The organism is Cupriavidus sp. USMAA2-4, assembly GCF_001854305.1.
Lineage (GTDB): Bacteria > Pseudomonadota > Gammaproteobacteria > Burkholderiales > Burkholderiaceae > Cupriavidus > Cupriavidus malaysiensis.
The window spans coordinates 4,104,333-4,126,811 of record NZ_CP017748.1; the positions used below are offsets into that span (position 1 = coordinate 4,104,333).

At 68.3% G+C, this 22,479-nt stretch carries 18 protein-coding genes and 1 tRNA gene; 11 read left to right on the plus strand and 8 right to left on the minus strand.

Annotated features, from left to right (window positions below):
- Window positions 1–59: 59 nt before the first annotated feature.
- Complete coding sequence (locus BKK79_RS18290) at window positions 60–494, minus strand: Rrf2 family transcriptional regulator (protein ID WP_071038190.1); 435 nt, start codon at window positions 492–494, stop codon at window positions 60–62.
- Window positions 495–975: 481 nt separating this feature from the next.
- Window positions 976–1,062, minus strand: a tRNA-Leu gene (locus BKK79_RS18295).
- Between the two features lie 70 nt (window positions 1,063–1,132).
- Here BKK79_RS18295 and rnr point away from each other — a divergent pair.
- The 4 genes from rnr to BKK79_RS18315 all read left to right on the plus strand — a co-directional run bounded on the left by rnr (window position 1,133) and on the right by BKK79_RS18315 (window position 7,183).
- Complete coding sequence (rnr, locus tag BKK79_RS18300) at window positions 1,133–3,730, plus strand: ribonuclease R (RefSeq protein WP_071013904.1); 2,598 nt, start codon at window positions 1,133–1,135, stop codon at window positions 3,728–3,730.
- Between the two features lie 84 nt (window positions 3,731–3,814).
- A complete protein-coding gene (gene rlmB, locus BKK79_RS18305) occupies window positions 3,815–4,561 on the plus strand; it encodes a 23S rRNA (guanosine(2251)-2'-O)-methyltransferase RlmB (RefSeq protein WP_071013901.1) in 747 nt (248 codons plus the stop codon).
- A gap of 326 nt (window positions 4,562–4,887) precedes the next feature.
- Window positions 4,888–6,153 (plus strand): GGDEF domain-containing protein, encoded by a 1,266-nt coding sequence (locus BKK79_RS18310; RefSeq protein ID WP_071038191.1) that lies wholly within the window; start codon window positions 4,888–4,890, stop codon window positions 6,151–6,153.
- A gap of 271 nt (window positions 6,154–6,424) precedes the next feature.
- On the plus strand, window positions 6,425–7,183 hold the full coding sequence (locus BKK79_RS18315; RefSeq protein WP_071013896.1) for an SIR2 family NAD-dependent protein deacylase: 759 nt from the start codon (window positions 6,425–6,427) through the stop codon (window positions 7,181–7,183).
- 19 nt (window positions 7,184–7,202) lie between these two features.
- On the opposite strand, the gene BKK79_RS18320 is transcribed toward BKK79_RS18315, so the two are convergent.
- Window positions 7,203–8,075 carry a DMT family transporter gene (locus tag BKK79_RS18320; RefSeq protein WP_071038192.1) on the minus strand — a complete coding sequence of 291 codons (873 nt, stop codon included), beginning with the start codon at window positions 8,073–8,075 and terminating at the stop codon, window positions 7,203–7,205.
- Window positions 8,076–8,503: 428 nt separating this feature from the next.
- On the minus strand, window positions 8,504–9,448 hold the full coding sequence (gene tal, locus BKK79_RS18325; protein ID WP_071038193.1) for a transaldolase: 945 nt from the start codon (window positions 9,446–9,448) through the stop codon (window positions 8,504–8,506).
- 192 nt (window positions 9,449–9,640) lie between these two features.
- On the opposite strand from tal, the gene rpiA reads away from it, so the two are divergent.
- A complete protein-coding gene (gene rpiA, locus BKK79_RS18330) occupies window positions 9,641–10,327 on the plus strand; it encodes a ribose-5-phosphate isomerase RpiA (protein WP_071013888.1) in 687 nt (228 codons plus the stop codon).
- A 32-nt stretch (window positions 10,328–10,359) separates the two neighbouring features.
- Here rpiA and BKK79_RS18335 read toward each other — a convergent pair whose 3' ends face one another.
- The 3 genes from BKK79_RS18335 to argA form a co-directional block, all read right to left on the minus strand.
- Complete coding sequence (locus BKK79_RS18335) at window positions 10,360–10,764, minus strand: cupin domain-containing protein (RefSeq protein ID WP_071038194.1); 405 nt, start codon at window positions 10,762–10,764, stop codon at window positions 10,360–10,362.
- 296 nt (window positions 10,765–11,060) lie between these two features.
- A complete protein-coding gene (locus BKK79_RS18340) occupies window positions 11,061–11,333 on the minus strand; it encodes an oxidative damage protection protein (protein WP_071013883.1) in 273 nt (90 codons plus the stop codon).
- A 156-nt stretch (window positions 11,334–11,489) separates the two neighbouring features.
- Window positions 11,490–12,926 (minus strand): amino-acid N-acetyltransferase, encoded by a 1,437-nt coding sequence (gene argA / locus BKK79_RS18345; RefSeq protein WP_071038195.1) that lies wholly within the window; start codon window positions 12,924–12,926, stop codon window positions 11,490–11,492.
- A gap of 23 nt (window positions 12,927–12,949) precedes the next feature.
- Here argA and hrpA point away from each other — a divergent pair, with 23 nt between their 5' ends.
- The 6 genes from hrpA to BKK79_RS18375 all read left to right on the plus strand — a co-directional run bounded on the left by hrpA (window position 12,950) and on the right by BKK79_RS18375 (window position 21,877).
- Window positions 12,950–17,053 (plus strand): ATP-dependent RNA helicase HrpA, encoded by a 4,104-nt coding sequence (hrpA, locus tag BKK79_RS18350; protein WP_071038196.1) that lies wholly within the window; start codon window positions 12,950–12,952, stop codon window positions 17,051–17,053.
- A gap of 152 nt (window positions 17,054–17,205) precedes the next feature.
- Complete coding sequence (locus BKK79_RS18355; RefSeq protein ID WP_071038197.1) at window positions 17,206–18,186, plus strand: YVTN family beta-propeller repeat protein; 981 nt, start codon at window positions 17,206–17,208, stop codon at window positions 18,184–18,186.
- A 22-nt stretch (window positions 18,187–18,208) separates the two neighbouring features.
- Window positions 18,209–19,111: a polysaccharide deacetylase family protein gene (locus tag BKK79_RS18360; RefSeq protein WP_083384112.1), complete on the plus strand. Its 903-nt coding sequence runs from the start codon at window positions 18,209–18,211 to the stop codon at window positions 19,109–19,111.
- Window positions 19,111–20,085 (plus strand): sterol desaturase family protein, encoded by a 975-nt coding sequence (locus BKK79_RS18365; protein WP_071038198.1) that lies wholly within the window; start codon window positions 19,111–19,113, stop codon window positions 20,083–20,085. Before BKK79_RS18360 ends, BKK79_RS18365 begins: the two co-directional genes overlap by 1 nt.
- Window positions 20,086–20,174: 89 nt before the next feature.
- The gene (locus tag BKK79_RS18370) at window positions 20,175–21,065 is read left to right on the plus strand and encodes an EI24 domain-containing protein (RefSeq protein ID WP_071013871.1); all 891 of its coding nucleotides are present in this window, start codon (window positions 20,175–20,177) and stop codon (window positions 21,063–21,065) included.
- 11 nt (window positions 21,066–21,076) lie between these two features.
- Window positions 21,077–21,877, plus strand: a complete 801-nt coding sequence (locus tag BKK79_RS18375) for a competence/damage-inducible protein A (protein WP_071038199.1) — start codon at window positions 21,077–21,079, stop codon at window positions 21,875–21,877.
- 121 nt (window positions 21,878–21,998) lie between these two features.
- Here BKK79_RS18375 and BKK79_RS18380 read toward each other — a convergent pair whose 3' ends face one another.
- On the minus strand, window positions 21,999–22,463 hold the full coding sequence (locus tag BKK79_RS18380) for a rhodanese-like domain-containing protein (protein WP_071013866.1): 465 nt from the start codon (window positions 22,461–22,463) through the stop codon (window positions 21,999–22,001).
- Window positions 22,464–22,479 lie beyond the last annotated feature (16 nt).

Genomic DNA, 22,479 nt, shown 5'->3' on the forward strand with positions numbered 1-22,479 from the left:
CCCGCGTATTGCGGGCGGTCGATATGAAACTATTGTGGTTACATATCGGGATAAAAAAATCAGCGCCGGTGGCGCTGTGCGGCCTGTTCGACTTCTTCCAGCATGCCGGCAATCGTGATGCCGGCCAGCGCCTGGTCCATCGCGTCCTGGGCACGCGTCGCCACCTGCTTGAGCGCCCCGGTGATCTCGCGGCCTACCATGCAGGCCGGGTTGGGCGCGCTGTGGTGCGGCGAGATCAGCGCGCTCGTCTCGACGGCGCGAAAGACCTCGAGCAAGGTGATGCCGGCGGCCGGGCGGGCCAGCGCGGCGCCACCGGTGCTGCCCATGACCGTGGTCACCATGCCGGCTTCCGCGAGGCGGCCGATGAGTCGGCGGATCAGGGCGGGGTTGGTGCCCACGCTGCCCGCGATCAGCGATGACGGCAATGGTTCGCCAGCCTGCGCAAGCAGGGTCAGGATATGCACGGCGACGGCGAAGCGGCTGCTGGTGGTCATGGTGGGCGGTCAATATGAAACCATCATAGTTACAGATAGACCGGCCTGTCAAGGCGGACGACCAGGTGAGGCGGGCGGCTGCGCGGACTGTCGGCGTCGGGCTGCTTTGCTGGTCCGAAGAGGGGTACTTCCAACAGCATCTGAGCGTTTCTGTCGGAAGGATGCCGGAAGCGGCACTGAAACTGATACACTGGCCCACGGCGCAACCGTGGCCTGCCAGAGGGTCGGTTGCCAGGTGGCCCGCGGACATCCAGACGATATCCGCCGGCTGCGTCAGCAGGGCTGTCGTATTGCGGCCCAGTTGCATTCGAGCACTAGAGCAGCAATAGAGCAATAGAGTAATCGCGCGATCGAGCGTTTCGTTCACGCATTCACGCGCTGCGGCGCGAACGGGGAGTGGAATTTGCCGGGTCCGGGAAACAGCAAAGTGGAAAACAAAAAACCCGCAGGGCTCGAAAGCGCTGCGGGTTTCCCGGTGATCTGGTGCCCAGGAGAGGACTCGAACCTCCACAGTGTTGCCACCGCTAGGACCTGAACCTAGTGCGTCTACCAATTCCGCCACCTGGGCAGGTGTCGAAACAACCGAAGCGCTCATTATAGAGAGCGCAAAGCGTTTGTCAAATCATTCTTTGAAGAAATTGAATCAGAACAACTATCCGATCCCCAGCCGGGAAGAAATCCTGGGCGTGCTGAGAACTTCCGGCTCGCCGCTGTCGGCGGGGGATATCGCCAAGGCTCTGGCCGTCACGCGCAAGGAGCATGACGGCTTCCAGAAACGGCTCGCCGCCATGGAGCGCGACGGGCAGGTCGAATTGAACCGCAAGGGCCGCTACGAGCTGGCCCACCAGCCGAACTTCGTCACCGGGCGCGTGCAAGGCCACCGCGACGGCTTCGGCTTCCTGATCCGCGACGACGGCGACGACGATATCTTCCTGCCCGAGCGCGAACTGCAGAAGGCCATGCACAACGATCGCGCGCAGGTGCGCGTGGTCGGCTACGACCGGCGCGGTCGTCCGGAAGGCCAGATCGTCGAGATCCTGGAGCGCGCCAACCGGCGCGTGATCGGCCGCCTGCTCAGCGAGGGCGGCGTGCTGGTGGTGGCGCCGGAGGACAAGCGCATCAGCCAGGACATCCTGATCCCGCCCAACGCGCAGGGCAAGGCCAAGGTGGGGCAGGTGGTCAGCGTCGAGATCGTCGAATACCCGGACCGCTACGTGCAGCCGGTGGGGCGCGTGGTCGAGGTGCTGGGCGACATCGACGACCCGGGCATGGAGATCGAAATCGCCGTGCGCAAGTACGGCGTGCCGCATGCCTTCTCCGCTGCAGCCGCGGCCGAGGCGGCCGCGTTGCCCGACACGGTGCAGCCGTCCGACCTGCAGCACCGCATCGACCTGCGCGACGTGCCGCTGGTCACCATCGACGGCGAGGACGCACGCGATTTCGATGACGCGGTCTATTGCGAACCGGTCAAGATCGGCCGCAGCAAGGGCTGGCGCCTGATCGTGGCGATCGCCGACGTGTCGCACTACGTGCGCCCCGGCACGCCGCTCGACACCGACGCGCTCGACCGCGCCACCTCGGTCTACTTCCCGCGCCGCGTGATCCCGATGCTGCCGGAGAAGCTGTCCAACGGCCTGTGCTCCCTGAACCCGCAGGTGGACCGCCTGTGCATGGTGTGCGACGCGGTCATCACCGCCAAGGGCGAGATCAAGGCCTACCAGTTCTATCCCGCGGTGATGCACTCGGCCGCGCGCCTGACCTACAACGAGGTCTGGGCCGTGCTGTCGAACACCAAGGGGCCCGAAGCCCACAAGCGCGTCGAGCTGGTGCCCCAGCTGCAGGACCTGTACGAGCTGTTCCAGGTGCTGCTCAAGTCCCGGCGCGCGCGCGGTGCGATCGACTTCGACACCACCGAGACCTATATCGTCTGCAATGCGCAGGGCAAGATCGAGCAGATCCTGCCGCGTACCCGCAACGATGCGCACCGCCTGATCGAGGAGTGCATGCTGGCCGCCAACGTGTGCGCGGCCGACTTCCTCGAACGCTTCGGCCACCCTGCGCTCTACCGCGTGCATGCGGGCCCGAGCGAGGAAAAACTGAAGCTGCTGCGCGAGTTCCTCAAGACCGCCGGCCTCAGCCTGGGCGGCGGGGACAAGCCGCAGGCCTCGGACTATGCCGAGGTGATGGACAAGATCAAGTCGCGTCCCGATGCGCCGATGCTGCAGACCATGCTGCTGCGCTCGATGCAGCAGGCTGTCTACAGCCCGGACAATATCGGCCACTTCGGCCTGTCCTATTCCGCCTACACGCACTTCACCAGCCCGATCCGGCGCTATCCGGACCTGCTGGTGCACCGCGCCATCAAGGCGGTGCTGGCCCATACCAAGTATCAGCCGGCCTATGCCGACGGCGTCGTGCTCAATACCGCGATCGCACCCAAGGCGCGCCGCCTGCAGGCCAAGGATGCGGAGCAGAAGGCCGAACGGGTGGCCGCGCGCGCGCGCCGCAACGAGGCGATCTGGGACGAGCTGGGCCTGCACTGCTCGGCCAACGAGCGCCGCGCGGACGAGGCTTCGCGCGATGTCGAGGCCTGGCTCAAGTGCTACTTCATGCGCGACAAGCTGGGCAATGAGTTCGCCGGCACCGTCAGCGCCGTGACCTCCTTCGGCATCTTCGTGCAGCTCGACGAGCTGTACGTCGAGGGCCTGATCCATGTGAGCGAGCTGGGCAGCGACTATTTCCAGTACGACGAGGCGCGCAACGAACTGCGCGGCGAGCGTACCGGGATCCGCTACCGCCTGACCGACCGCGTACGCGTGCAGGTGCTGCGCGTCGACCTGGACGCGCGCAAGATCGACTTCGGCCTGGTGCAGGAACCCTCTGCCAAGGCGTTGCGCGGCGGCCGCCCGCCTGCATCGGAGACTGCCCCCCACGTGCCGGCCGCGCACGCCCAGCCGGCGCGCAAGCGCGGCAAGCAACTGGCAGCCCTGCTTGGCGGCACCTCCAAGCCGGAAGAGTCCTTCGACGAAACGTTGGACCGCGTGATCGAGGAACAGCCAGTGTTCGAGGCCGTGATCATGCCAGCCAAGGCACCCGGCAAGGCGCACGTGCCGGCGGGCAAGCCCGCCAAGCGTGCCGCCAAGCCCAAGCCGCAGCACCTCGCCACGCCGCGCAAGGGCGCCAAGCCGCGTCCCAAGCCTGCCGGCAAGAGCGGCCGCCCCGCGCGCAAGCGCTGAGCCCGGTGTTCCTGCCGCTTGCCTTCCGGCCCCCGACGCCCGGTTCCCGCCGGGCCCGGCCGGCCGGGCGGGTACAATCGCGCCATGGCTAAACACAAACTTCTGATCGGCTTCCATGCCGTCACCGCCCGGCTGCGCCAGAACGCGGCCGGTGTCACCGATGTCTATGTCGAGTCGGCGCGCCGCGATCGCCGCATGCAGGACTTCATCCGCCTGGCCGAGAGCCTGGGGGTGCGCCTGCATCCGGTCGATGCCGAGCGCCTGCGCGGCCTGGCCGGCACCGACCGCCACCAGGGCGTGGTGGCACGCGCCGAGGAGGCATCGCTGGCGCTGACCATCGATGAACTGCTAGACGGCATCGAAGGCCCGCCGCTGCTGCTGGTGCTCGACGGCGTCACCGACCCGCACAACCTGGGTGCCTGCCTGCGCGTGGCCGACGGGGCCGGCGCGCACGCCGTGATCGCGCCCAAGGACCGCAGCGTCGGCGTCAACGCCACCGTGGCCAAGGTCGCCAGCGGCGCGGCCGAGACCGTGCCCTACATCACGGTGACCAATCTGGCGCGCACCCTGCGCGAACTGCAGGAACGCGGCATCTGGGTGGTCGGCACCGCGGACGGCGTCGACAAGACGCTCTACGATGTCGACCTGAAGGGGCCGATGGCGCTGGTGATGGGGGCCGAAGGGGAGGGCATGCGCCGCCTCACGCGTGAGACCTGCGACGAACTGGTCGGCATCCCGATGGCCGGCGGTGTCGAGAGCCTGAACGTTTCCGTGGCCAGCGGCGTCTGCCTGTACGAGGCCGTGCGCCAGCGCCGCGTGCTGGCGGGCTGACAGAGTTCGCGCATCCGGCCGGGCTTGCTGCTTTCCTTCTCTATCGCTCCCTCCTTTCGTTTCTGGATCTTGTCCCAGGGCCCCTGCCGCTGCGCAACGGGCCTGGGGCTGCGTCGACGGTACCGGGCGGCATGCTCTGCCCGGCCGGATGCTTGCCGCAGGCGGGCAGCCATCGCGCAAATGCGGGAAATCCCGACAAAAACTCTCAGAAATCCGGACATAGTGACGCATTTGCGCTGACTTTTTGATCGCATCGGCCAAAAGGCAGGGCGGGATCGGTGATTTTGTAATACATTCGCGCCATCCCAATCGCTGCGCCACTCACCTTGAATCCGGAAGTCCGTACCGAACTTGCACTAGACCGGCTGCGCGTCGAATTCACGCAGCCTGAAACCGAGCGGGATTTTCAGCTGCACCATCTCAGCCGCACCCAGGCGTCGCTGCGCCTCACGCTGCTGTTCTGCTCGCTTTTCTACGTCGCATTTTCGTTGACGGACGTAGCGGTCCTGGGGCAAGGCCGCGCAGCGCTCTGCCTGCTCGCCGCGCGCACGCTGGTCGCGGTCACGGCGGTGCTGGGCCTGCACCTGGTGCGCCAGCAGCCCGAGTCCGTCAACACGGTCTGGTTCGCGGCGAGCATTGCCGAGATCGTCGGCATGTCCACCTTCATGCTGATCGTCTGGTTCCGGCCGCACGAAATCCCGTGGCACGCGATGTCGCTGTGCATCATGCTGATCGTGGTCTACGTGTTCATTCCCAACCGGCTTTGGATCGCGCAAGGTATCGCGCTCGCCGCGACCGCGGCGTTCATCCTGCTTGCCGTGCGCATCGGCAAGCTCGAGCCATCCGATGCGCAGACCATGGCGATGCTGCTGCTGCTCGTCAACAGCTTCGGCATCGTGGCGGCGCGCCGCTATCATCGGCTCTGGCGCGATGAGTACCGCGTCCTGATGGACCTGCAGCAGCTGTCCGTGCACGACCCCCTGACCGCCTGCTTCAACCGGCGCCACCTGCACCAGACACTGCTGCCGATGGAGATCGCCAGGGCACGCCGCTTCCGGCATTGGCTGACGCTGATGGTCTGCGACATCGATCGCCTCAAGTCGATCAACGACACCTACGGCCACCAGGCCGGCGATGTGGTGCTGCAGCGGGTCGCCGCCCAGTTGCGCAGCGCCTCGCGTGACCATGTCGACAGCGTGGTGCGCTTCGGCGGCGAGGAGTTCCTGGTGGTGCTGCCGCAGACCGACCTGGATGGCGCTCTCGCGGTGGCGGAGCGGCTGCGTGCCGCGATCGCCGGCAGGCCCGAGGTGGACAACGCCGGGCTGGCTATCGCTGCGACGGCCAGTTTCGGTGTGCTCGCGGTGAATTTCGCCACCGTTGGCGAGTCGGTGACGGAAGCTTCCCTGGTAGCCGCAGCGGATGCCTTGCTGTATGAGGCCAAGCACGCGGGCCGCAATACGATCCGCTACCGCGAATGGGGCGGCAGGCCGATGGTGCGCGCAGAGGGCTCGCTGCCCTTGACCCTGTACGAGTCCAGCCCGTGGACGGACACGGTGCGCCAGGGCGAGCCGGGCGGGCGGCTGGTGCCCTGAGTCGACGCATTGGTGGTGCAGGGCACTGGTCCATTGCGTCATTCGAAAAGCCCCCCCGTTCGACAGCGCGTCCAGGCCACATGCGTCGTTGCAAATGCTCGCCATAGCCGTGCCATGGCTGCGCTTTGCGCCTAGCCTGCGACCTGGAGGCACTGCCGCTCGGCTGCGCGCCCGGGTGCGTTTTCTCTGATGCAGTGGACTAGAATCGCGGGCATGCCGTCCGCGGCGGCGCCGGCATCGCGGCGCACCGGAGGCGGGCGCGGGAGAAGTCATGAGTGAAACAAAGGAATTACTGGATCCGCAGCAGGTGCAGACCGCGCGCGCATGGGTCGCTGCAGCCCGGGACATCTTCGTCCTGACCGGTGCCGGCATCTCGGCCGAGTCCGGCGTGCCGACCTTCCGCGACGCGCTGACAGGGCTGTGGGCGCGCTACGATCCTGAGGAGCTGGCCAGTGCTGCGGCATACCGCCGCCATCCGGGCATGGTCTGGAAGTGGTACCAGCATCGCCGCGAAATGGTGGCTGCTGCGCAGCCAAACCCGGGCCACGCGGCCCTGGCGGAGCTGGCCGGCCGCAAGACGCTGACGCTGGTCACGCAGAACGTGGATGGCCTGCACCAGCGCGCCGGCAGCCAGGACGTGGTGGAACTGCACGGCAGCTTGTTCGCCGACAAGTGGCTGGACGGCTGCGGCCGCTGCGACATCGCCACGGCGGTGCCGGGCGAGCCGCCGCGCTGCGGCACCTGCGGCGCCATGCTGCGACCAGGTGTGGTCTGGTTCGGCGAGGACCTGCCGCGCGTGGCGCGCTTCCGCGCCGAGCAGGCGGCACAGCATTGCGACCTGTGCCTGGTGGTCGGTACCTCGGGCCTGGTCTATCCGGCGGCTGCGTTGCCCGGCATCGCCAAGGACGAAGGGGCGCGAGTGATCGTGATCAATCCCCAGCCTTCCGCACTGGACGAGACCGCCGACCTGGTGCTGCGCGCGCCGGCCGGGGCCTGCCTGCCGCTGCTGGTCCGGCAGGACGGCGCCTGAGGCGCCGTCCTGTCCGGATTCAGCGAGCCACCGCCACCGGGGCGCGCATCACCAGGTAGAGTCCGCACAGGATGATGGCCATGCCTGCCAGGCTGGACGCCGACATGCGGTTGCCCAGCAGCAGGAAATCCATGGCGGCGGTGACGCCGGGCACCAGGTAGAACAGGCTGGTGACATTGACGAGGTTGCCGCCCCGGATCATGCGGTAGAGCAGCAGCTGCGCGCCGACCGAGATCACCAGGCCCAGCCAGAGCAGCGGCAGCAGCAGCCCGATGCCGGGCTCCAGTGCCACCGGCTGTGCCGGCAGCAGTGCCAGGCACAGCAGCAGGCTGATGCCATATTGCAGCGGCAGGACCTGAGCCGGTGTTTGTGCGATGCCTTTCTGCAGGATCGCGCCGACCGTCATGCAGGCGAGCGCGCCCAGGGCGGACAGCATGCCGGCAGCGGAAAAGTGTGCCGCCGCGATGCCCTGGCCGACCACCAGTGCCAGGCCGCCCAGTGCCAGCGCCAGGCCGGACCGCCGGCGCGGATGCGCGCCGGGTTCCAGCCAGGCCAGCGTCAGGATGGGCTGGGCGCCACAGACCGTGGCCAGTACCCCGGGTGTGATGCCATGTGCCAGCGCGAGGAAATAGCATGCCGTGTAACCGCCGATCAGCGGCAAGCCGATCAGCGCGACGCGCAGGCGTGTGCCCGGCGCCGGCAGCCATTCCTCGCCGCGCAACAGGCCGAGCGCGGCGAGCGAGCCGCCGGCCAGCGCGAAGCGCAGCGACAGCAGGACGAAGGGGCTGGCGTGGTCCAGGCCCCAGCGGGAGAAGATCGCGCCGCTACCCCAAAGCAGCACGAAGAGGGTGGTCGGACCATAGGCGGTCCACAGACTTCCATTGGATTTCATGGGTTTGCACCTGTCGAGGCAACAACAGGCTCCAGCCGCGCGCAAAGCGGCGCCCCGGTCGGCACGACCGGCGGATCAGGGCAGGCTGGAGCGGAAAAGGGCTGAGAGGATCAGCCGAGCACGACGGCCGTGGCCGGCGGGCTGACGACCGCGGCGACCACGCCGCACGGCGGGGACGCCGGGGGAGGCGCGACAGATGCGACGACACCAGTGCGCGCGGTGCGTGCGAAGCCGTGCGCCCGATGGTCGGGGCATACGGCTTGCGGCAGGCGGGTGCGTGGTGTCATGGGAAGTTCGGTGTTCCGGATGGCCTCCGCCGCGCTTCAGGCGCTTCAGGGAGGACTTAAGGGCGGACTTAAGGGCGGACAGGCCAGCAAAGATGCTAGAGGCGACGGGCGCTGGCGTCAAGCGCCCGTCGCTGGCCGGGCTCAGGCGGCGATCAGCGTTTCCAGCTTGACCGCATCGGCGGCGAACAGGCGGATGCCTTCGGCCAGCTTCTCGGTGGCCATCGCGTCTTCGTTCAGTTGCCAGCGGAAGTCCGGCTCGTCGCTGGCCACGCGCGCCACATTGGCGGACTGTGCCTGCTCGACGGAAAGCTTGCGCTCGACTGCGCCCTCGCCGGCGGCAAGCTGTTCGAGCAGCTCGGGACTGATGGTCAGCAGGTCGCAGCCGGCCAAGGCCAGGATCTGCCCGGTGCTGCGGAAGCTGGCGCCCATCACCTCGGTGGCGTGGCCGAACTTCTTGTAGTACTCGTAGATCTGGCGCACCGAGCGCACGCCCGGGTCGTTGTCGCCGGCGTTGGCGACGGCGTCCCATTTGTCGCCGGCCTGCTTCTTGTGCCAGTCGAGAATGCGGCCGACGAAGGGCGATATCAGTTGCGCGCCGGCCTCGGCACAAGCCACAGCCTGGGCCAGGGAAAACAGCAAGGTCATATTGCAGCGGATACCCTCGCGCTGGAGCACGGCGGCGGCGCGGATGCCCTCCCAGGTCGAGGCGATCTTGATCAGCACGCGCTCGCGCGCGACGCCGCGCCGCTCATAGAGGGCGATCAGGTGGCGTGCCTTGGCGACCGTGGCCTCCGTGTCGAAGGACAGGCGCGCGTCGACCTCGGTCGAGACACGTCCCGGCACGATCGCCAGGATCTCGCAGCCGAAGGCGATCAGCAGCGCATCCATCACCGCATCGGTGCCGGCGGCGCCATGGTCGCGCACGGCCTGTTCGAGCAGCGGGCGGTAGTCAGGCTTCTGCACGGCCTTCAGGATCAGCGAAGGATTGGTGGTGGCGTCCTGTGGCGTGTACTGCTTCATCAGCTGGAAGTCGCCGGTGTCGGCGACCACCGTGGTGAACTGCTTCAGTTGCGCGAGCTGGTTCATGATCGGTCCATTGCTGGCCTGCGCGGGCGCCGCCGCCGGTGGCGGCACGGCCCGGCAGAGAGGAGGATGGGGGAGGGCGCGCAGGGCGGCACCCCTTGCGGCCATTGTACCCGTGGCTTCCGGCGTGCAGGACCGCCCGGTGCGATCCGCTACACTACGGGGTTTCCATCCAATGCATCCACTGGCTCTGTCATGAATCAGGACGAACTCAAGGCGCTGGTCGCCCAGGCTGCCGCCGACTACGTGAAGCAGGAAGTACCGCAGGGCGCGGTGCTCGGCGTCGGCACCGGCTCGACCGCCAACCTCTTCATCGATGCCGTGGCGGCTTTCAAGGACCGCTTCGCGGGTGCCGTATCGAGCTCCGAGGCATCGACGCGCCGTCTGCAGCAGCATGGTTTCACCGTGCTGGACCTGAACGAAGTGGACGAGATTCCCGTCTATGTCGACGGCGCCGACGAAATCGACGCCAGCGGCGCCATGATCAAGGGCGGCGGCGGCGCGCTGACGCGCGAGAAGATCGTGGCCTCGGTCGCGGCACGCTTCGTCTGCATCGCCGACGGCAGCAAGCTGGTCGAGGCCATGGGGGCGTTCCCGCTGCCGGTCGAGGTGGTGCCGATGGCACGTGCGGCCGTCGCGCGCCGGCTGGCGGCGCTGGGCGGCCAGCCCAAGCTGCGCATGACCAAGGAAGGCGGGATCTACAAGACCGACAATGGTAATGTGATCCTGGACGTGGCCGGACTGCGCATCACCGATCCCAAGGGCATGGAAGCCGACATCAACCAACTGCCTGGCGTGGTCACGGTCGGCCTGTTCGCCCTGCGCGGGGCGGACGTGCTGCTGCTCGGCACGCAGGACGGCGTGCGGCGCACCGACTTCTGATGCCGTCGGGGCCGGCCTGCGTGCCGGCCCGTTCAGGGAGCCGGGCTGGCCAGTGGCTTGCCCTTCTCCACCACATAGACGCCGACCAGCCGGACCGGCGTAGCGCCGGGATTGTGCGCGTCGTGGACCACGCCGGCCGGTACCACGAAGGCTTCTCCCGCCTTGATCCGGCGCGGCGGCTGGCCGTCCACCAGCAACTCGGCCTCGCCCTCGGTCACGTAGCTGATTTCGTCGCCGGGATGCGTATGGCGCCCGGCATGAGCGCCCGGCGCCACCTCCACCTTCGCCACCACGGCCTCGCGGCCTGGCACCGAGGTGTCCTCGCGCGAGACCAGGGTGCGCGTCAGGCCGCCGGCCTGGGCCAGCGCCGTGCCGGAAGCCAGCGCCAGGCCGGCCAATGCCAGCGCGCCGGCGTACTGCGTCATCTTGCGGTCCATCTCCTCTCCTCCTCTGCCCGGGGTTGTCGTTCTGCTTCGATTTGCTTCAGGCTGCGCCGTTGCCATGGCGGCTGCCTGGGCGGCAGGCTGGCCGCAGATGCAGGGGTGATGCAGGGGTGATGCAGGGGTGATGCAGGGGCGGGCCGGATGGCGCGCCGTGCGGATGTGGACGCATCGTAGCAAAGGCCGGCGGCCAGCGTAACAGGCGGGCGGAACTTGGCAAACAAAAAAGGGTGCCTCGGCACCCTTTTGCGTCATGGCCGCATCACGGCCGCATCACGGTCGATGTGCGGCGCTCAGCTCTGCGGCGGCACGTAGCCGGCGGCCTGGTCGGCGCCTTCGCCGAAGAAATACTTCTCGGTCTGCTTGAGCAGATACTGGCGTGCGCGCGTGTCGGCCATGTTGAGGCGGTTCTCGTTGATCAGCATGGTCTGGTGCTTGAGCCAGCCGGCCCAGGCTTCCTTCGACACGTTCTGCCAGATCTTCTTGCCCAGTTCGCCGGGCAGCGGCGGGAAGTCGAGGCCTTCGGCTTCCTTGTTCAGCTTGACGCAGTGGACCATGCGGGCCATGGAGACTCCTTGGAATTTTGTGCGGTGCGATTGTCGGGACGCGCCGCCGGCGCCGGGGCGGCGGGCGGCGTGCCGTGCGTGGGTGGCGCTATTGTAGCGAAGCGCGGGCGACCCGGTGCCCACGCCCCTATCGCGCGCAGCGTCTTCAGTGTGTCTTCAGAGCTTCTTCAGCAGCACCATGGACTTGCGCTGCCAGTTGTACAGCTTGCGCTTGTCTTCCGGCAGGTCGTCCACGGTGGCGTGCACGAAGCCGCGCTTGAGGAACCAGTGCTCGGTGCGCGTCGTCAGTACGAACAGCCGGTCGAGGCCGAGCGCGCGTGCGCGCCGCTCGATGCGCTTGAGGATGCGCTCGCCGTCGCCGGTGCCCTGTGCCTCGGACGAGACCGTCAGGCAGGCCATTTCCGCCATGCCCTCGCGCGGGTAGGGGTAGAGCGCGGCGCAGCCGAACAGCACGCCATCGTGTTCGATCACGCTGAAGTTGGCGATGTCGCGCTCGATCAGGTGGCGTCCGCGCGGCACCAGCGTGCCGTCGGCTTCCAGCGGCGCGATCAGCTGCACGATGCCGCCGACGTCATCCAGCGTGGCCTCGCGCAGGCTTTCCAGGTCGGTATCGGAGACCATGGTGCCGACGCCATCGTGCAGGAACAGCTCCAGCAGCACCGAGCCGTCGAGCGCGTAGGGGATCAGGTGGGCGCGCGGCACGCCACCCTTGAGCGCCTTCACCAGGTGCTCGAGGTAGTAGGCCACGTCGCGCGGCAGGTGGTTGTTCTGCAGCCGTTCCACCGCCGTGCGCAGTGACAGTTCGGGGATCAGCTTGCCGACCGGGTCGGGTACGCCGGGCACCTCGGTGATGAAGATCAGCTTGTCGGCCTTCAGCGCGCTGGCGGTGGCGCTGGCCACGTCTTCCATCGACAGGTTGAAGGCCTGGCCGGTAGGCGAGAAGCCCAGCGGCGACAGCAGCACGACCTTGCCGTGATGCAGGGACATCTGCACCGACTCCGCGTCCACCTTGCGCACCAGGCCGGTGTGCTGGAAGTCGACGCCGTTGACGATGCCGAGCGGCCGCGCCGTGACGAAGTTGCCCGATACCACGGAGAGCTGGGCGCCCGCCATCGGCGTGTTGGGCAGGCCGCGGCTGAAGGCGGCCTCGATGTCCAGGCGCAATTCGCCGGCCGCCTCCTTGGCGCATTCGATGGCGGCATTGTCGGTGATGCGCACGCCATCGACGAACTCGGATTCCACCTGGCGCAACGCCAGCTGTTCCTGCACCTGTGGGCGCGAGCCATGCACCAGCACGACATGCATGCCCATCGCGTGCAGCAGCGCGACGTCGTTGACCAGGGCGTCCAGGCAGCCCGCCTTGACCAGCTCGCCGCCGAAGGCGATCACGAAGGTCTTGCCGCGGAAGGCGTGGATATAGGGCGCCACCGCTCGCAGCCAGTCGACGAACTGCTGGTGGCTCGGCGCCGGGGCCCCGCGCTCGAGGGGCGCGGCAGGGGCGGCGTCGGCCGGGGTGGCGGGGGGCGCGGGCTGGGGTTCGGCCGGCTCGGCGGGCTGGGGCGCCGGCTGCGGCGTGTCGGTTCTGGCGTTCATCCGGCGGATTATAATCCCGCCCAATGTCAGAACAACGTCCCGTCAAGCCGCTGCCGCCGGAGCGGCAGCACGCCGCGCCGGCCAGGTCCCGCCCGGCGCCCCGTCCCGGCCCTCAGTCCGCCAGCCCGAACGGCCCGCAGCCCCCGCGCCGGACCGCCGTCGGCGCGGCCGACGCCGCTGCGCCGGTGCGTGCCGGCGGGCCGGCACCGGACGGCCGCGCGCAGCGCGGCGCGCGCCCGCGCCAGGGCGATGCCGAGCGTCCCCCACGGACCCCACGGCCGCGCCGCCCGGCCAATCCGCTGCCGGAGATCACGTTCCCCGAGGCGCTGCCGGTTTCGGCGCGGCGGGAAGAGATCGCCGCGGCGCTGCGCGCGCACCAGGTGGTGGTGGTGTCGGGCGAGACCGGCTCGGGCAAGACCACGCAGTTGCCCAAGATCTGCCTGTCGATCGGGCGCGGTCCGGGCGCGGACGGCAGTGGCGGCCTGATCGGCCATACCCAGCCGCGCCGCATCGCGGCCACCTCCACCGCCAAGCGCATCGCCCAGGAGCTGGGTACGCCGATCGGCGAGCACGTCGGCTACCAGGTGCGCTTCAACGACACCATGTCGCCCGGCGCCTCGGTCAAACTGATGACCGACGGTATCCTGCTGGCCGAGACGCAGAACGATCCGCTGCTGCGCGCCTATGACACGATCATCATCGATGAGGCGCACGAACGCAGCCTCAACATCGATTTCCTGATCGGCTACCTGAGGCAGATCCTGCCGCGGCGGCCGGACCTGAAGGTCATCATCACCTCGGCCACCATCGACGCACAGCGCTTTGCCGAGCACTTCACCCTGCAGGGAAAGCCGGCGCCGGTGATCGAGGTCAGCGGCCGCCTGTACCCGGTGGAGGTGCGCTACCGGCCTATCCAGCAGGATGCGCCGGGCACGCCGGGCACGGCAGGCGACCCGCACAAGGCCGCTGCCGCGCGCGAGCGCGACCTGTACGACGGCATCGTCGATGCCGTCGACGAGCTGTGCCGGCTGGGGGCGGGCGATGTGCTGGTGTTCCTGCCGGGCGAACGCGAGATCCGCGAGACGGCGGAGGCGCTGCGCAAGCACCATCCACCGCACACGGAGATCCTGCCGCTGTTTGCGCGGCTGTCGGTGCAGGAGCAGGAGCGGGTGTTCCGGCCCTCCAACGCACGCCGCATCGTGCTGGCCACCAATGTGGCGGAAACCTCGCTGACCGTGCCCGGTATCCGCTACGTGGTCGATACCGGCCTGGCGCGCGTCAAGCGCTACTCCTATCGCAACAAGGTCGAGCAGTTGCAGATCGAGTCGATCTCGCAGGCGGCGGCCAACCAGCGCGCCGGCCGCTGCGGCCGGGTCGCGGACGGCGTCTGCATCCGGCTCTATGAGGAATCGGATTTCGCCGGCCGCCCGCGCTTCACCGATCCCGAGATCCTGCGCTCGTCGCTGGCCGCGGTGATCCTGCGCATGAAGGCCTTGCGCCTGACCGCGATCGAGTCATTCCCCTTCATCGAGCCGCCGCTCGGCCGAGCCATCGCCGACGGCTACCAGCTGCTGCAGGAGCTGGGCGCGATCGACAACAAGGGCGACAGCTACGAGCTGACGCCCGTCGGGCGCCAGCTTGCCAAGCTGCCGCTGGACCCGCGCGTGGGCCGCATGATCCTGGCCGCGCGCGACCACCAGTGCCTGCGCGAGGTGCTGGTGATCGCCAGCGCGCTGTCGGTGCAGGATCCGCGCGAACGCCCGCAAGAAGCCCAGGAGGCGGCCGACCAGGCCCACCGCAAGTTCGTCGACGAGAAGTCGGAGTTCCTCGGCTGGGTGCGCATGTGGAAGTGGTTCGAGGAGGCGGTTGCGCACAAGAAGACCAACCGACAGTTGCAGGAGCAGTGCCGCGCGCATTTCCTCTCCCACGTGCGCCTGCGCGAATGGCGCGACGTGCATTCGCAACTGCTGACCACCGTGACCGAGCAGGGCTGGCGCTTGAACGACAGCGAGCCGACCTTCGAACAGATGCACAAGGCCCTGCTGACCGGCCTGCTGGGCAATATCGGCTGCAAGCTGGAAGAGGCCGACGGACGCGGCCGCGAGTACCTGGGCGCCCGCGGCATCAAGTTCCACCTGTGGCCGGGTTCCTTTATCGCGCGCAAGGTGGGGCGCTGGATCATGGCGGCAGAGCTGGTCGAGACCAGCAGGCTGTTCGCGCGCACGCTGGCACGCATCGAGCCAGAGTGGCTGGAGCAGGTCGGCGGCCACCTGCTCAAGGTGAGCTGGAGCGACCCGCACTGGGAGAAAAAGGCCGGCCAGGTGCTGGCGCTGGAGCGCGCCACCCTGTACGGCCTGGTGGTCTACCAGCACCGGCGCGTGCATTACGGGCCGATGAATCCGGCCGAGGCGCGCGAGATTTTCATCCGGCGTGCGCTGGTCGACGGCGAGCTGGACACCCGGCTGGCGTTCTTCGCGCACAACCAGCGCCTGGTGCGCGAGATCGAGAACCTCGAACACAAGTCGCGCCGGCAGGACGTGCTGGTCGACGATGAACTGATCTACGCTTTCTACGATCGCGCCATCCCCGCCGACATCCACCAGCAGGCCAGCTTCGAGCAGTGGTACAAGCAGGCCGCCGCCGACGACCGCAAGCTGCTCTACCTGAATCGCGACGAGCTGATGCGGCACGAAGCGGCTGGCATCACCACCGAGCTGTTTCCCAAGGTGCTGAGCGTGGCCGGCGTCGACATGGCGCTGACCTACCATTTCGAGCCGGGCAGCCATCGCGACGGCGTGACGCTGGCGGTGCCGCTGTATGCCCTCAACCAGATCCGCCCCGAGCGCTGCGAATGGCTGGTGCCGGGCATGATCAAGGAGAAGGTGCACCTGCTGCTGAAGTCGCTGCCGCAGAAGCTGCGCCGCCACTGCGTGCCGCTGCCCGACTACGCGGCCGGCTTCGTCGAGCGCCGTCCCTTCGGCGAAGGCGAGCTGGTGGACGTGCTGATCGCCGATATCCGCGAGCAGACCGGCACCATGGTCAAGCGTGCCGACTTCAAGCTCGAGACCTTGTCCGCTCACCACTTCATGAATTTCAAGGTGGTCGACGAGCACGGCCGCCAACTGGAGATGGGGCGCAACCTGGCGCAACTGCGCGCCGAACTCGGCGGGCAGGCGCAGCAGTCGTTCCAGAGCCTGGCCGCGCGCGGCGCGGGTCAGGCGCAGGCGGCCGGCGGCAGTGGTGCCGCCGCGGTGCCGGCCGGACAGTACGAGCGGCTGACGGCCTGGTCGTTCGGCGAGCTGCCGGAGCTGCTGGAGGTGCGCAAGGGCAACCAGACGCTGTTCGGCTATCCGGCGCTGGTCGACCGCGGCAGCCACTGCGACATCGAAGTGTTCGACGATCCGCAGGAAGCGGCGCGCATCCACCGCACCGGATTGCGCCGCCTGTTCGCGCTGCAGCTGCGCGAGCAGGTCAAGTTCGTCGAGAAGAACATCCCGGGGCTGCAGCAGATGGCGATGCAGTACATGAACCTGGGCACGCAGGAAATGCTGCGCGACCAGATCGTGGCGCTGGCGCTGGAGCGTGCCTGCCTGCAGGAGCCGCTGCCGCGCAACGCGGAGGAGTTCGCCGCGCGCAAGGACGAGGGCAGGGCGCGCCTGTCCCTGCTCGCGCAGGAGATCGCGCGGCTGGTCGGCGCGGTGCTGGCCGAGTATGCGGGGCTGCCGCGCAAGCTGCTGCAGGCCAAGTCCTTCGCCGCCGCCTACGCGGACATGGAAGGGCAGCTCGGGCGGCTGATGGGCAAGCAGTTCGTCATCGACACGCCCTATGCCCAGCTGGTGCACTATCCGCGCTACCTGAAGGGTATCGCCATGCGTGTCGACAAGATCAAGGGCGATCCGGCGCGCGATGGCCAGCGCATGCAGGAAATGGCGCCGCTGCAGCAGCAGTGGCAGCGTGCCGAAAAGCAGTTGCGTGCGCAAGGGCGCGGCGTGGAAGACGCCAGGCTCGACGAGTTCCGCTGGATGCTGGAGGAACTGCGCGTGGCGCTCTTCGCGCAGGAGCTGCGCACGCCGGTACCGATGTCGGTCAAGCGGCTGCAGAAGGTGTGGGAGTCGATGCAGCGCTGACGGCCGGCGCGCGCGGCATCCTCGCCGGGGCGCGGTTAACGGCGCCCTGCGGTATTTCTTGAGGCCGGAATCGCGCGGAATCTTGCGCCAGGTCATCGGCGCGGCAGGTGAAACCGTTAGAATGCTCCATTCCGAATCAGAATCCCGGTCCTATGTTCGTATTGCGTAGAGTTGTTGCAGGTCTGGCCACGGCCGGCGCACTGGCTTTGGTGTCGGCGCCTGCGCGGGCCGAGGTGGTGGTGACACTGAATTCCGGTGATGCCACCATCACTTTGATCGACAAGGACACGCAGAAGGTATTGGAGACCTTCCCGGTCGGCAAGGAACCGCACCACCTGATCGCGACGCCGGACGGCAAGTCGCTGATCGTGGCCAACGCGGTCGGTAACGACCTGGTCTTCCTCGATCCGCTCTCGGGCAAGGTGCAGCAGCGCGTGCCCAATATCGACGACCCCTACCAGATCGGTTTCTCGCCCGACCAGAAGTGGTTCCTCACCACCGGCAACCGGCTCGACCGCGTCGACCTGTACCGCTGGGATGGCAAGGCGCTGAAGCTGGCCAAGCAGCTGCCGCTGGCCAAGACGCCGAGCCATATCGCCTTCACCGCGGACAGCAAGGTCGCCTTCGTCACGCTGCAGGACTCCAACGAACTGGTCGCCATCGACCTGCCCACGCAGACCGTGATGTGGCGCATGACCACCGGTTCGGCGCCGGCCGGCGTATGGGTCACGACCGACCAGAAGTACGTGCTGGTCGGCATGACCGGCGCCGACTATGTCGCCGTAGTCGACTGGCATACCCGCTCGGTGGTCAAGCAGATCCAGACCGGCAAGGGTGCCCACAACTTCCGCGCGCTCGGCGATAAGCGCCACCTGTTCCTGAGCAATCGGGTCTCCGGCACCATCAGCATCATCGACCAGCAGACCCTGACCAAGGTGGGTGACATCACCGGCCTGCCGCCCGGCCCGGACGACATGGAGTTGACGGCCGACGGCAAGACCCTGTGGGTCAGCTTCCGCTGGGCGCGTTCGGTGGGCCTGATCGACGTGGCCAGCCGCAAGCTGGTCAAGACCATCCGCGTCGGCCGCTCGCCCCATGGCATCTACTTCCACACGCGCGCGCCGCTGTACTGACGACAGGCACGCGAACGCAAACATGCGCAGATCTTCGATTTTCTGCAGCCGCAGCCGTCTCGTGCTGGCCGCACTGGGCCTGTGCGCCGGGCTGGCCGCGCCGGCGCTGCTGCCCGCTGCCGGTGCCGCCACCGGCGTGCCCACCGGCACCCCTGGCGCGGCGCCCGCCTGCAGCGCCGGCACGCTTTACCTGACTTTCGATACCGGCAGCATGAGCCAGGCGGAGCTGATCGCCAGCACGCTGCGCAAACACCACATCAAGGCGACCTTCTTCCTTGCCAACGAGCCCACGGTGCGCGGCGACAATTCGCTCGACAAGGCCTGGGCCCCGTACTGGAAGGAGCTTGCCGCGGACGGCCATGCCTTCGGCACGCATACCTTCGACCACGTCTACCTGCGTAGCGTGCGCGACGGCCGGGTGACGATGCGGCCGCAGTTCGGCGCCGAGGGCGGGCGTGACGTCGAGATGCGTGCGGGCGATTTCTGCGACGAGCTGCGCCGCAGCGCCGCCGCTTTGCACGCCTATACCGGGCAGACCATGCTGCCACTCTGGCGCGCACCGGGCGGGCGCACCGCGCCGCAGACGCTGCGCTGGGCCGAGCAATGCGGCTTCAAGCACGTGGGCTGGGCCTCGGCCGGCTTCCTCGGCGATGAGCTGCCGTCCGACCGCTTCCCCAATGCGGTGCTGCTGCAGCGGGCGCTGCGCGACCTGCGCGACGGCGACATCACCATGGCCCACCTGGGCATCTGGTCGCGCAAGGATCCGTGGGCACCGGCGGTGCTGGAGCCGCTGATCAGCGGCCTGGAGCACAAGGGCTTCTGCTTCGCCACCTTGCGCGAGCACCCGGCCTACCGCAAGTGGTTCGAGGAGCAGGCGGCGGAGCAGACAAAGCGGGCCCCCGGGCAGGCCGAGGGCCGGCGCTGATGTGGGATGTGCTCGGCGGCTGGATCGGCGCGCTGGAAGGCGCGTTGTTCCAGAACGTGGTGCTGCCGCTGGTCTACCACCTCGGCCTGGGCGGCTACGCCGAGGATGCCTATACGGCGACGGAATGGCTGCTGGTGGGCCTGGTGCAGATCGGCGTGATGGTCCTCATCCTCGGACCGCTGGAGCGCTGGCGTCCGGTGGAGCCCGTGACCGACCGCGGTGCGGTACGCACCGATATCTTTTATACGCTGGTGCACCGGCTCGGCCTGTTCCGGCTGGCGATGTTCTTCCTGCTCGATCCGCTGATGGACGGCCTGGAAGGACACCTGCGCCTGCTCGGGTTGCAGCGCGTCAACGTCGAGGCGTGGTGGCCGGGCGTGACCTCGATCCCTCTGGTCAGCTTCTTCGTCTACCTGCTGCTGTTCGACCTGCTCGACTACTGGTACCACCGGCTCTCGCATACCTTCCGCTGGTGGTGGGCCTTGCACGCGGTGCATCACAGCCAGCGCCAGATGACGCTGTGGAGCGACAACCGCAACCACTTGCTCGACGATATGCTGCGCGACGTGGTGTTCGCCGTGGCGGCGCTGGCGGTGGGCGTCGAGCCGTCGCAGTACGTGCTGCTGGTGGCGCTGTCGCAACTGCTGCAGAGCCTGCAGCACGCCAACCTGCGCCTGCACTTCGGCCGGCTGGGCGAGCGGCTGCTGATTTCCCCTCGCTTCCACCGCACGCACCACGCGGTCGGCCTCGGTCACGAGCAGTCCGGTCGCCCCGGCCGCCTGGGCGGCTGCAACTACGGCGTGCTGTTCCCCTGGTGGGACATGCTGTTCGGTACCGCGGACTTTTCCGCCGATTACCATCCGACCGGTATCCGCGACCAGATGCTGCCGCCGGTGGGCAAGGGGCGCGACTACGGTGCCGGCCTGCTGCAGCAGCAGTGGCTGGGCCTCAAGCGGCTGCTGCGTATCGGCTGAGCGCCGCGCCCGCTCGCGCAGGCGGCGCGGGCGCGGCCGGCGTATGCTAGTCTCTTCGTCCTGGCTAGATTGTCGACCGCTCCTGCTGCATGAACGACCTGTTCCGCTCGTTTGCCCGTGCCATGGTCAGCCAGCTGCATCCCCGCATGCTGCTGCTGACCGTGCTGCCTTTCCTGCTTGCCACCGCGCTGTGGGGCGGACTGTTGTGGTGGGGCTGGGATCCCATCATGCAGGCCGCGCGCACGCTGCTCGAAGGTTGGGCGCTGACCCGCTGGATCTACGCCGCGCTCGACTGGATGACGCTGCAATCGCTGCGTGCCGTAGTGGCGCCGCTGTTCGTGGCGGCCCTGATGATCCCGCTGGTGATCGCTTCGATGCTGCTGTTCATCAGCCTGTGCTCGGTGCCCGCGGTGATGCGCTACCTCGAGCGCGGCTATCCCGGCCTGGCCAAGGCACGCGGCGGCAGCGTGGTCGGCAGCGTGCTGCAGTCGCTGGGCAGCACGCTGGTGTTCCTGCTGCTGGTGTTGGTGACGTTGCCGCTGTGGCTGGTGCCGCCGTTCTTCGCCCTGATCCCCCCGCTGCTGTGGGGCTGGCTGACCTACCGCGTGATGAGCTACGACGCACTCGCTGAGCATGCCACCGCCGAGGAACGCAAGACGCTGATGCGCCGCCACCGCACGCCGCTGCTGGCGATCGGCGTGGCGGTCGGGCTGCTCGGCTCGGCGCCGACGCTGCTGTGGGTATCGTCGGCGGCCATCATCTTCCTCTTTCCCTTCGTGCTGGTCGGCACGCTGTGGCTCTATGTCCTGATTTTCATCTTCTCGGCGCTGTGGTTCGGGCATTTCTGCCTGCTCGCGCTGGAGAAGCTGCGCGCCGAGCGCGCCGCGGCAGCGGCCGGCCCGGCCAGTCCGTCGGGCGGTACGCTGTCCGGTGTCATCGATCTCGCGCCGGAAGATGTCCGGCGCATTGAACAATCCTGAGTGGGGAAATCATGGGGTTCGGCCTGATCGTCATCGGTGACGAGATCCTGTCGGGGCGGCGTGAGGACAAGCACCTGCGCCGCACCATCGAATTGCTGGGCGCGCGCGGCCTGGCGCTGGACTGGGCGGAGTACGTCGGCGACGAGCGTGAGCGCATCACCGCCACGCTGCGCCGCACCTTCGCCGGTTCCGACGTGGTGTTCTGCACGGGCGGCATCGGCGCCACGCCGGACGACCATACGCGCCAGTGTGCCGCGGCCGCACTCGGGGTGCCGCTCGCGTTGCACCCGGAGGCGCGCGAGCAGATCACCCAGCGCATCATCGAAACCGCCGAAGGTGACCCCGCCAAGGCCGACCTGAACCGCCCGGACAACCAGCACCGCTTCAAGATGGGCGAGTTCCCGGTGGGCGCGCGCATCATCCCGAACAGCTACAACCGGATCCCCGGCTTCTCGGTGGCCGATCACCACTTCATGCCCGGCTTTCCGGTGATGGCGTGGCCGATGATGGAGTGGGTGCTGGACACCTACTACGCCGACCTGTTCCACCAGCGCGGACAGGCCGAGCGCAGTTTCTTCGTGTTCGAGGCGCCCGAGTCCACGTTGACGCCGCTGATGGAGCGCGTGGAAGCCGCCTTCCCGGGCATCCGTGTGTTCAGCCTGCCTTCGGTGGGCGACGCACAGCGCGGCGAGATCTTCGCGCGGCGCCACATCGACCTGGGGGTCAAGGGGGCGGCGGAGCACGTCGAGGCCGCCTACGCGATGCTGCGCGATGGCGTGACGGGGCTGGGATTCGAGGTCGTCGAAAACTAGTCTGTCGCAGCTGCGCGGGCCGAGGCCGGGCATCGCCGGCCAGGCCGCCGCCCCTGTCCCGGCGGATGGAGCAGCCAAGTGCTTGGCCCCACGCCGGAGCCGCAGCCGCGCCTGCGACGCGTCAGGCGCCGTGCCAGGGCAGTCCGCGGAAGCACCAGCCCTCGACGGTCTTGCGGTGATGCTGCTCGTTGCGCGCGCCTTCGAACCCTTCCAGCACATCCATTGCGAACTGGTAACCGGCCGCTGTCGCCACGCGTGCCGCATGCTTGGAGCGGGCCGCGCTGCGGCACAGGAACAGCACCGGCGCACCGGTCGGCACGCGTGCCTTCAGTTGGTCGAGGAACGCCGGGTTCTGCGTGCCGGCCGGATAGGTGATCCACTCGATGTGAAGCTGCTGCGCGTCCGGCAGGTCGGGGCCGCCGACCCAGTCCAGTTCCGCCTGCGTGCGCACGTCCACCAGCACGGCCGCCGGGTCGGCCTGCAGCAGGCCGAAGGCTTCCTGCGGCGAGAGCGCGCCGAAATACGGGAGTTGCTGCGCTTGCTGGCGGCGGGCTGCGGCCTGGAGAAGTTCGTCTCGTGCGGTCATCTGGGCGACAAAAACG

Bases quoted from the DNA above. Each gene is read 5' to 3' on its own strand.
- BKK79_RS18320 (WP_071038192.1), bottom strand. From the start codon at position 8,075: ATGAAATCCAATGGAAGTCTGTGGACCGCCTATGGTCCGACCACCCTC.
- rlmB (WP_071013901.1), top strand. From the start codon at position 3,815: ATGGCTAAACACAAACTTCTGATCGGCTTCCATGCCGTCACCGCCCGG.
- tal (WP_071038193.1), bottom strand. From the start codon at position 9,448: ATGAACCAGCTCGCGCAACTGAAGCAGTTCACCACGGTGGTCGCCGAC.
- BKK79_RS18375 (WP_071038199.1), top strand. From the start codon at position 21,077: ATGGGGTTCGGCCTGATCGTCATCGGTGACGAGATCCTGTCGGGGCGG.
- BKK79_RS18370 (WP_071013871.1), top strand. From the start codon at position 20,175: ATGAACGACCTGTTCCGCTCGTTTGCCCGTGCCATGGTCAGCCAGCTG.
- BKK79_RS18355 (WP_071038197.1), top strand. From the start codon at position 17,206: ATGTTCGTATTGCGTAGAGTTGTTGCAGGTCTGGCCACGGCCGGCGCA.
- BKK79_RS18315 (WP_071013896.1), top strand. From the start codon at position 6,425: ATGAGTGAAACAAAGGAATTACTGGATCCGCAGCAGGTGCAGACCGCG.
- BKK79_RS18290 (WP_071038190.1), bottom strand. From the start codon at position 494: ATGACCACCAGCAGCCGCTTCGCCGTCGCCGTGCATATCCTGACCCTG.
- BKK79_RS18360 (WP_083384112.1), top strand. From the start codon at position 18,209: ATGCGCAGATCTTCGATTTTCTGCAGCCGCAGCCGTCTCGTGCTGGCC.
- argA (WP_071038195.1), bottom strand. From the start codon at position 12,926: ATGAACGCCAGAACCGACACGCCGCAGCCGGCGCCCCAGCCCGCCGAG.
- hrpA (WP_071038196.1), top strand. From the start codon at position 12,950: ATGTCAGAACAACGTCCCGTCAAGCCGCTGCCGCCGGAGCGGCAGCAC.
- BKK79_RS18335 (WP_071038194.1), bottom strand. From the start codon at position 10,764: ATGGACCGCAAGATGACGCAGTACGCCGGCGCGCTGGCATTGGCCGGC.
- BKK79_RS18340 (WP_071013883.1), bottom strand. From the start codon at position 11,333: ATGGCCCGCATGGTCCACTGCGTCAAGCTGAACAAGGAAGCCGAAGGC.
- BKK79_RS18380 (WP_071013866.1), bottom strand. From the start codon at position 22,463: ATGACCGCACGAGACGAACTTCTCCAGGCCGCAGCCCGCCGCCAGCAA.
- BKK79_RS18365 (WP_071038198.1), top strand. From the start codon at position 19,111: ATGTGGGATGTGCTCGGCGGCTGGATCGGCGCGCTGGAAGGCGCGTTG.
- rpiA (WP_071013888.1), top strand. From the start codon at position 9,641: ATGAATCAGGACGAACTCAAGGCGCTGGTCGCCCAGGCTGCCGCCGAC.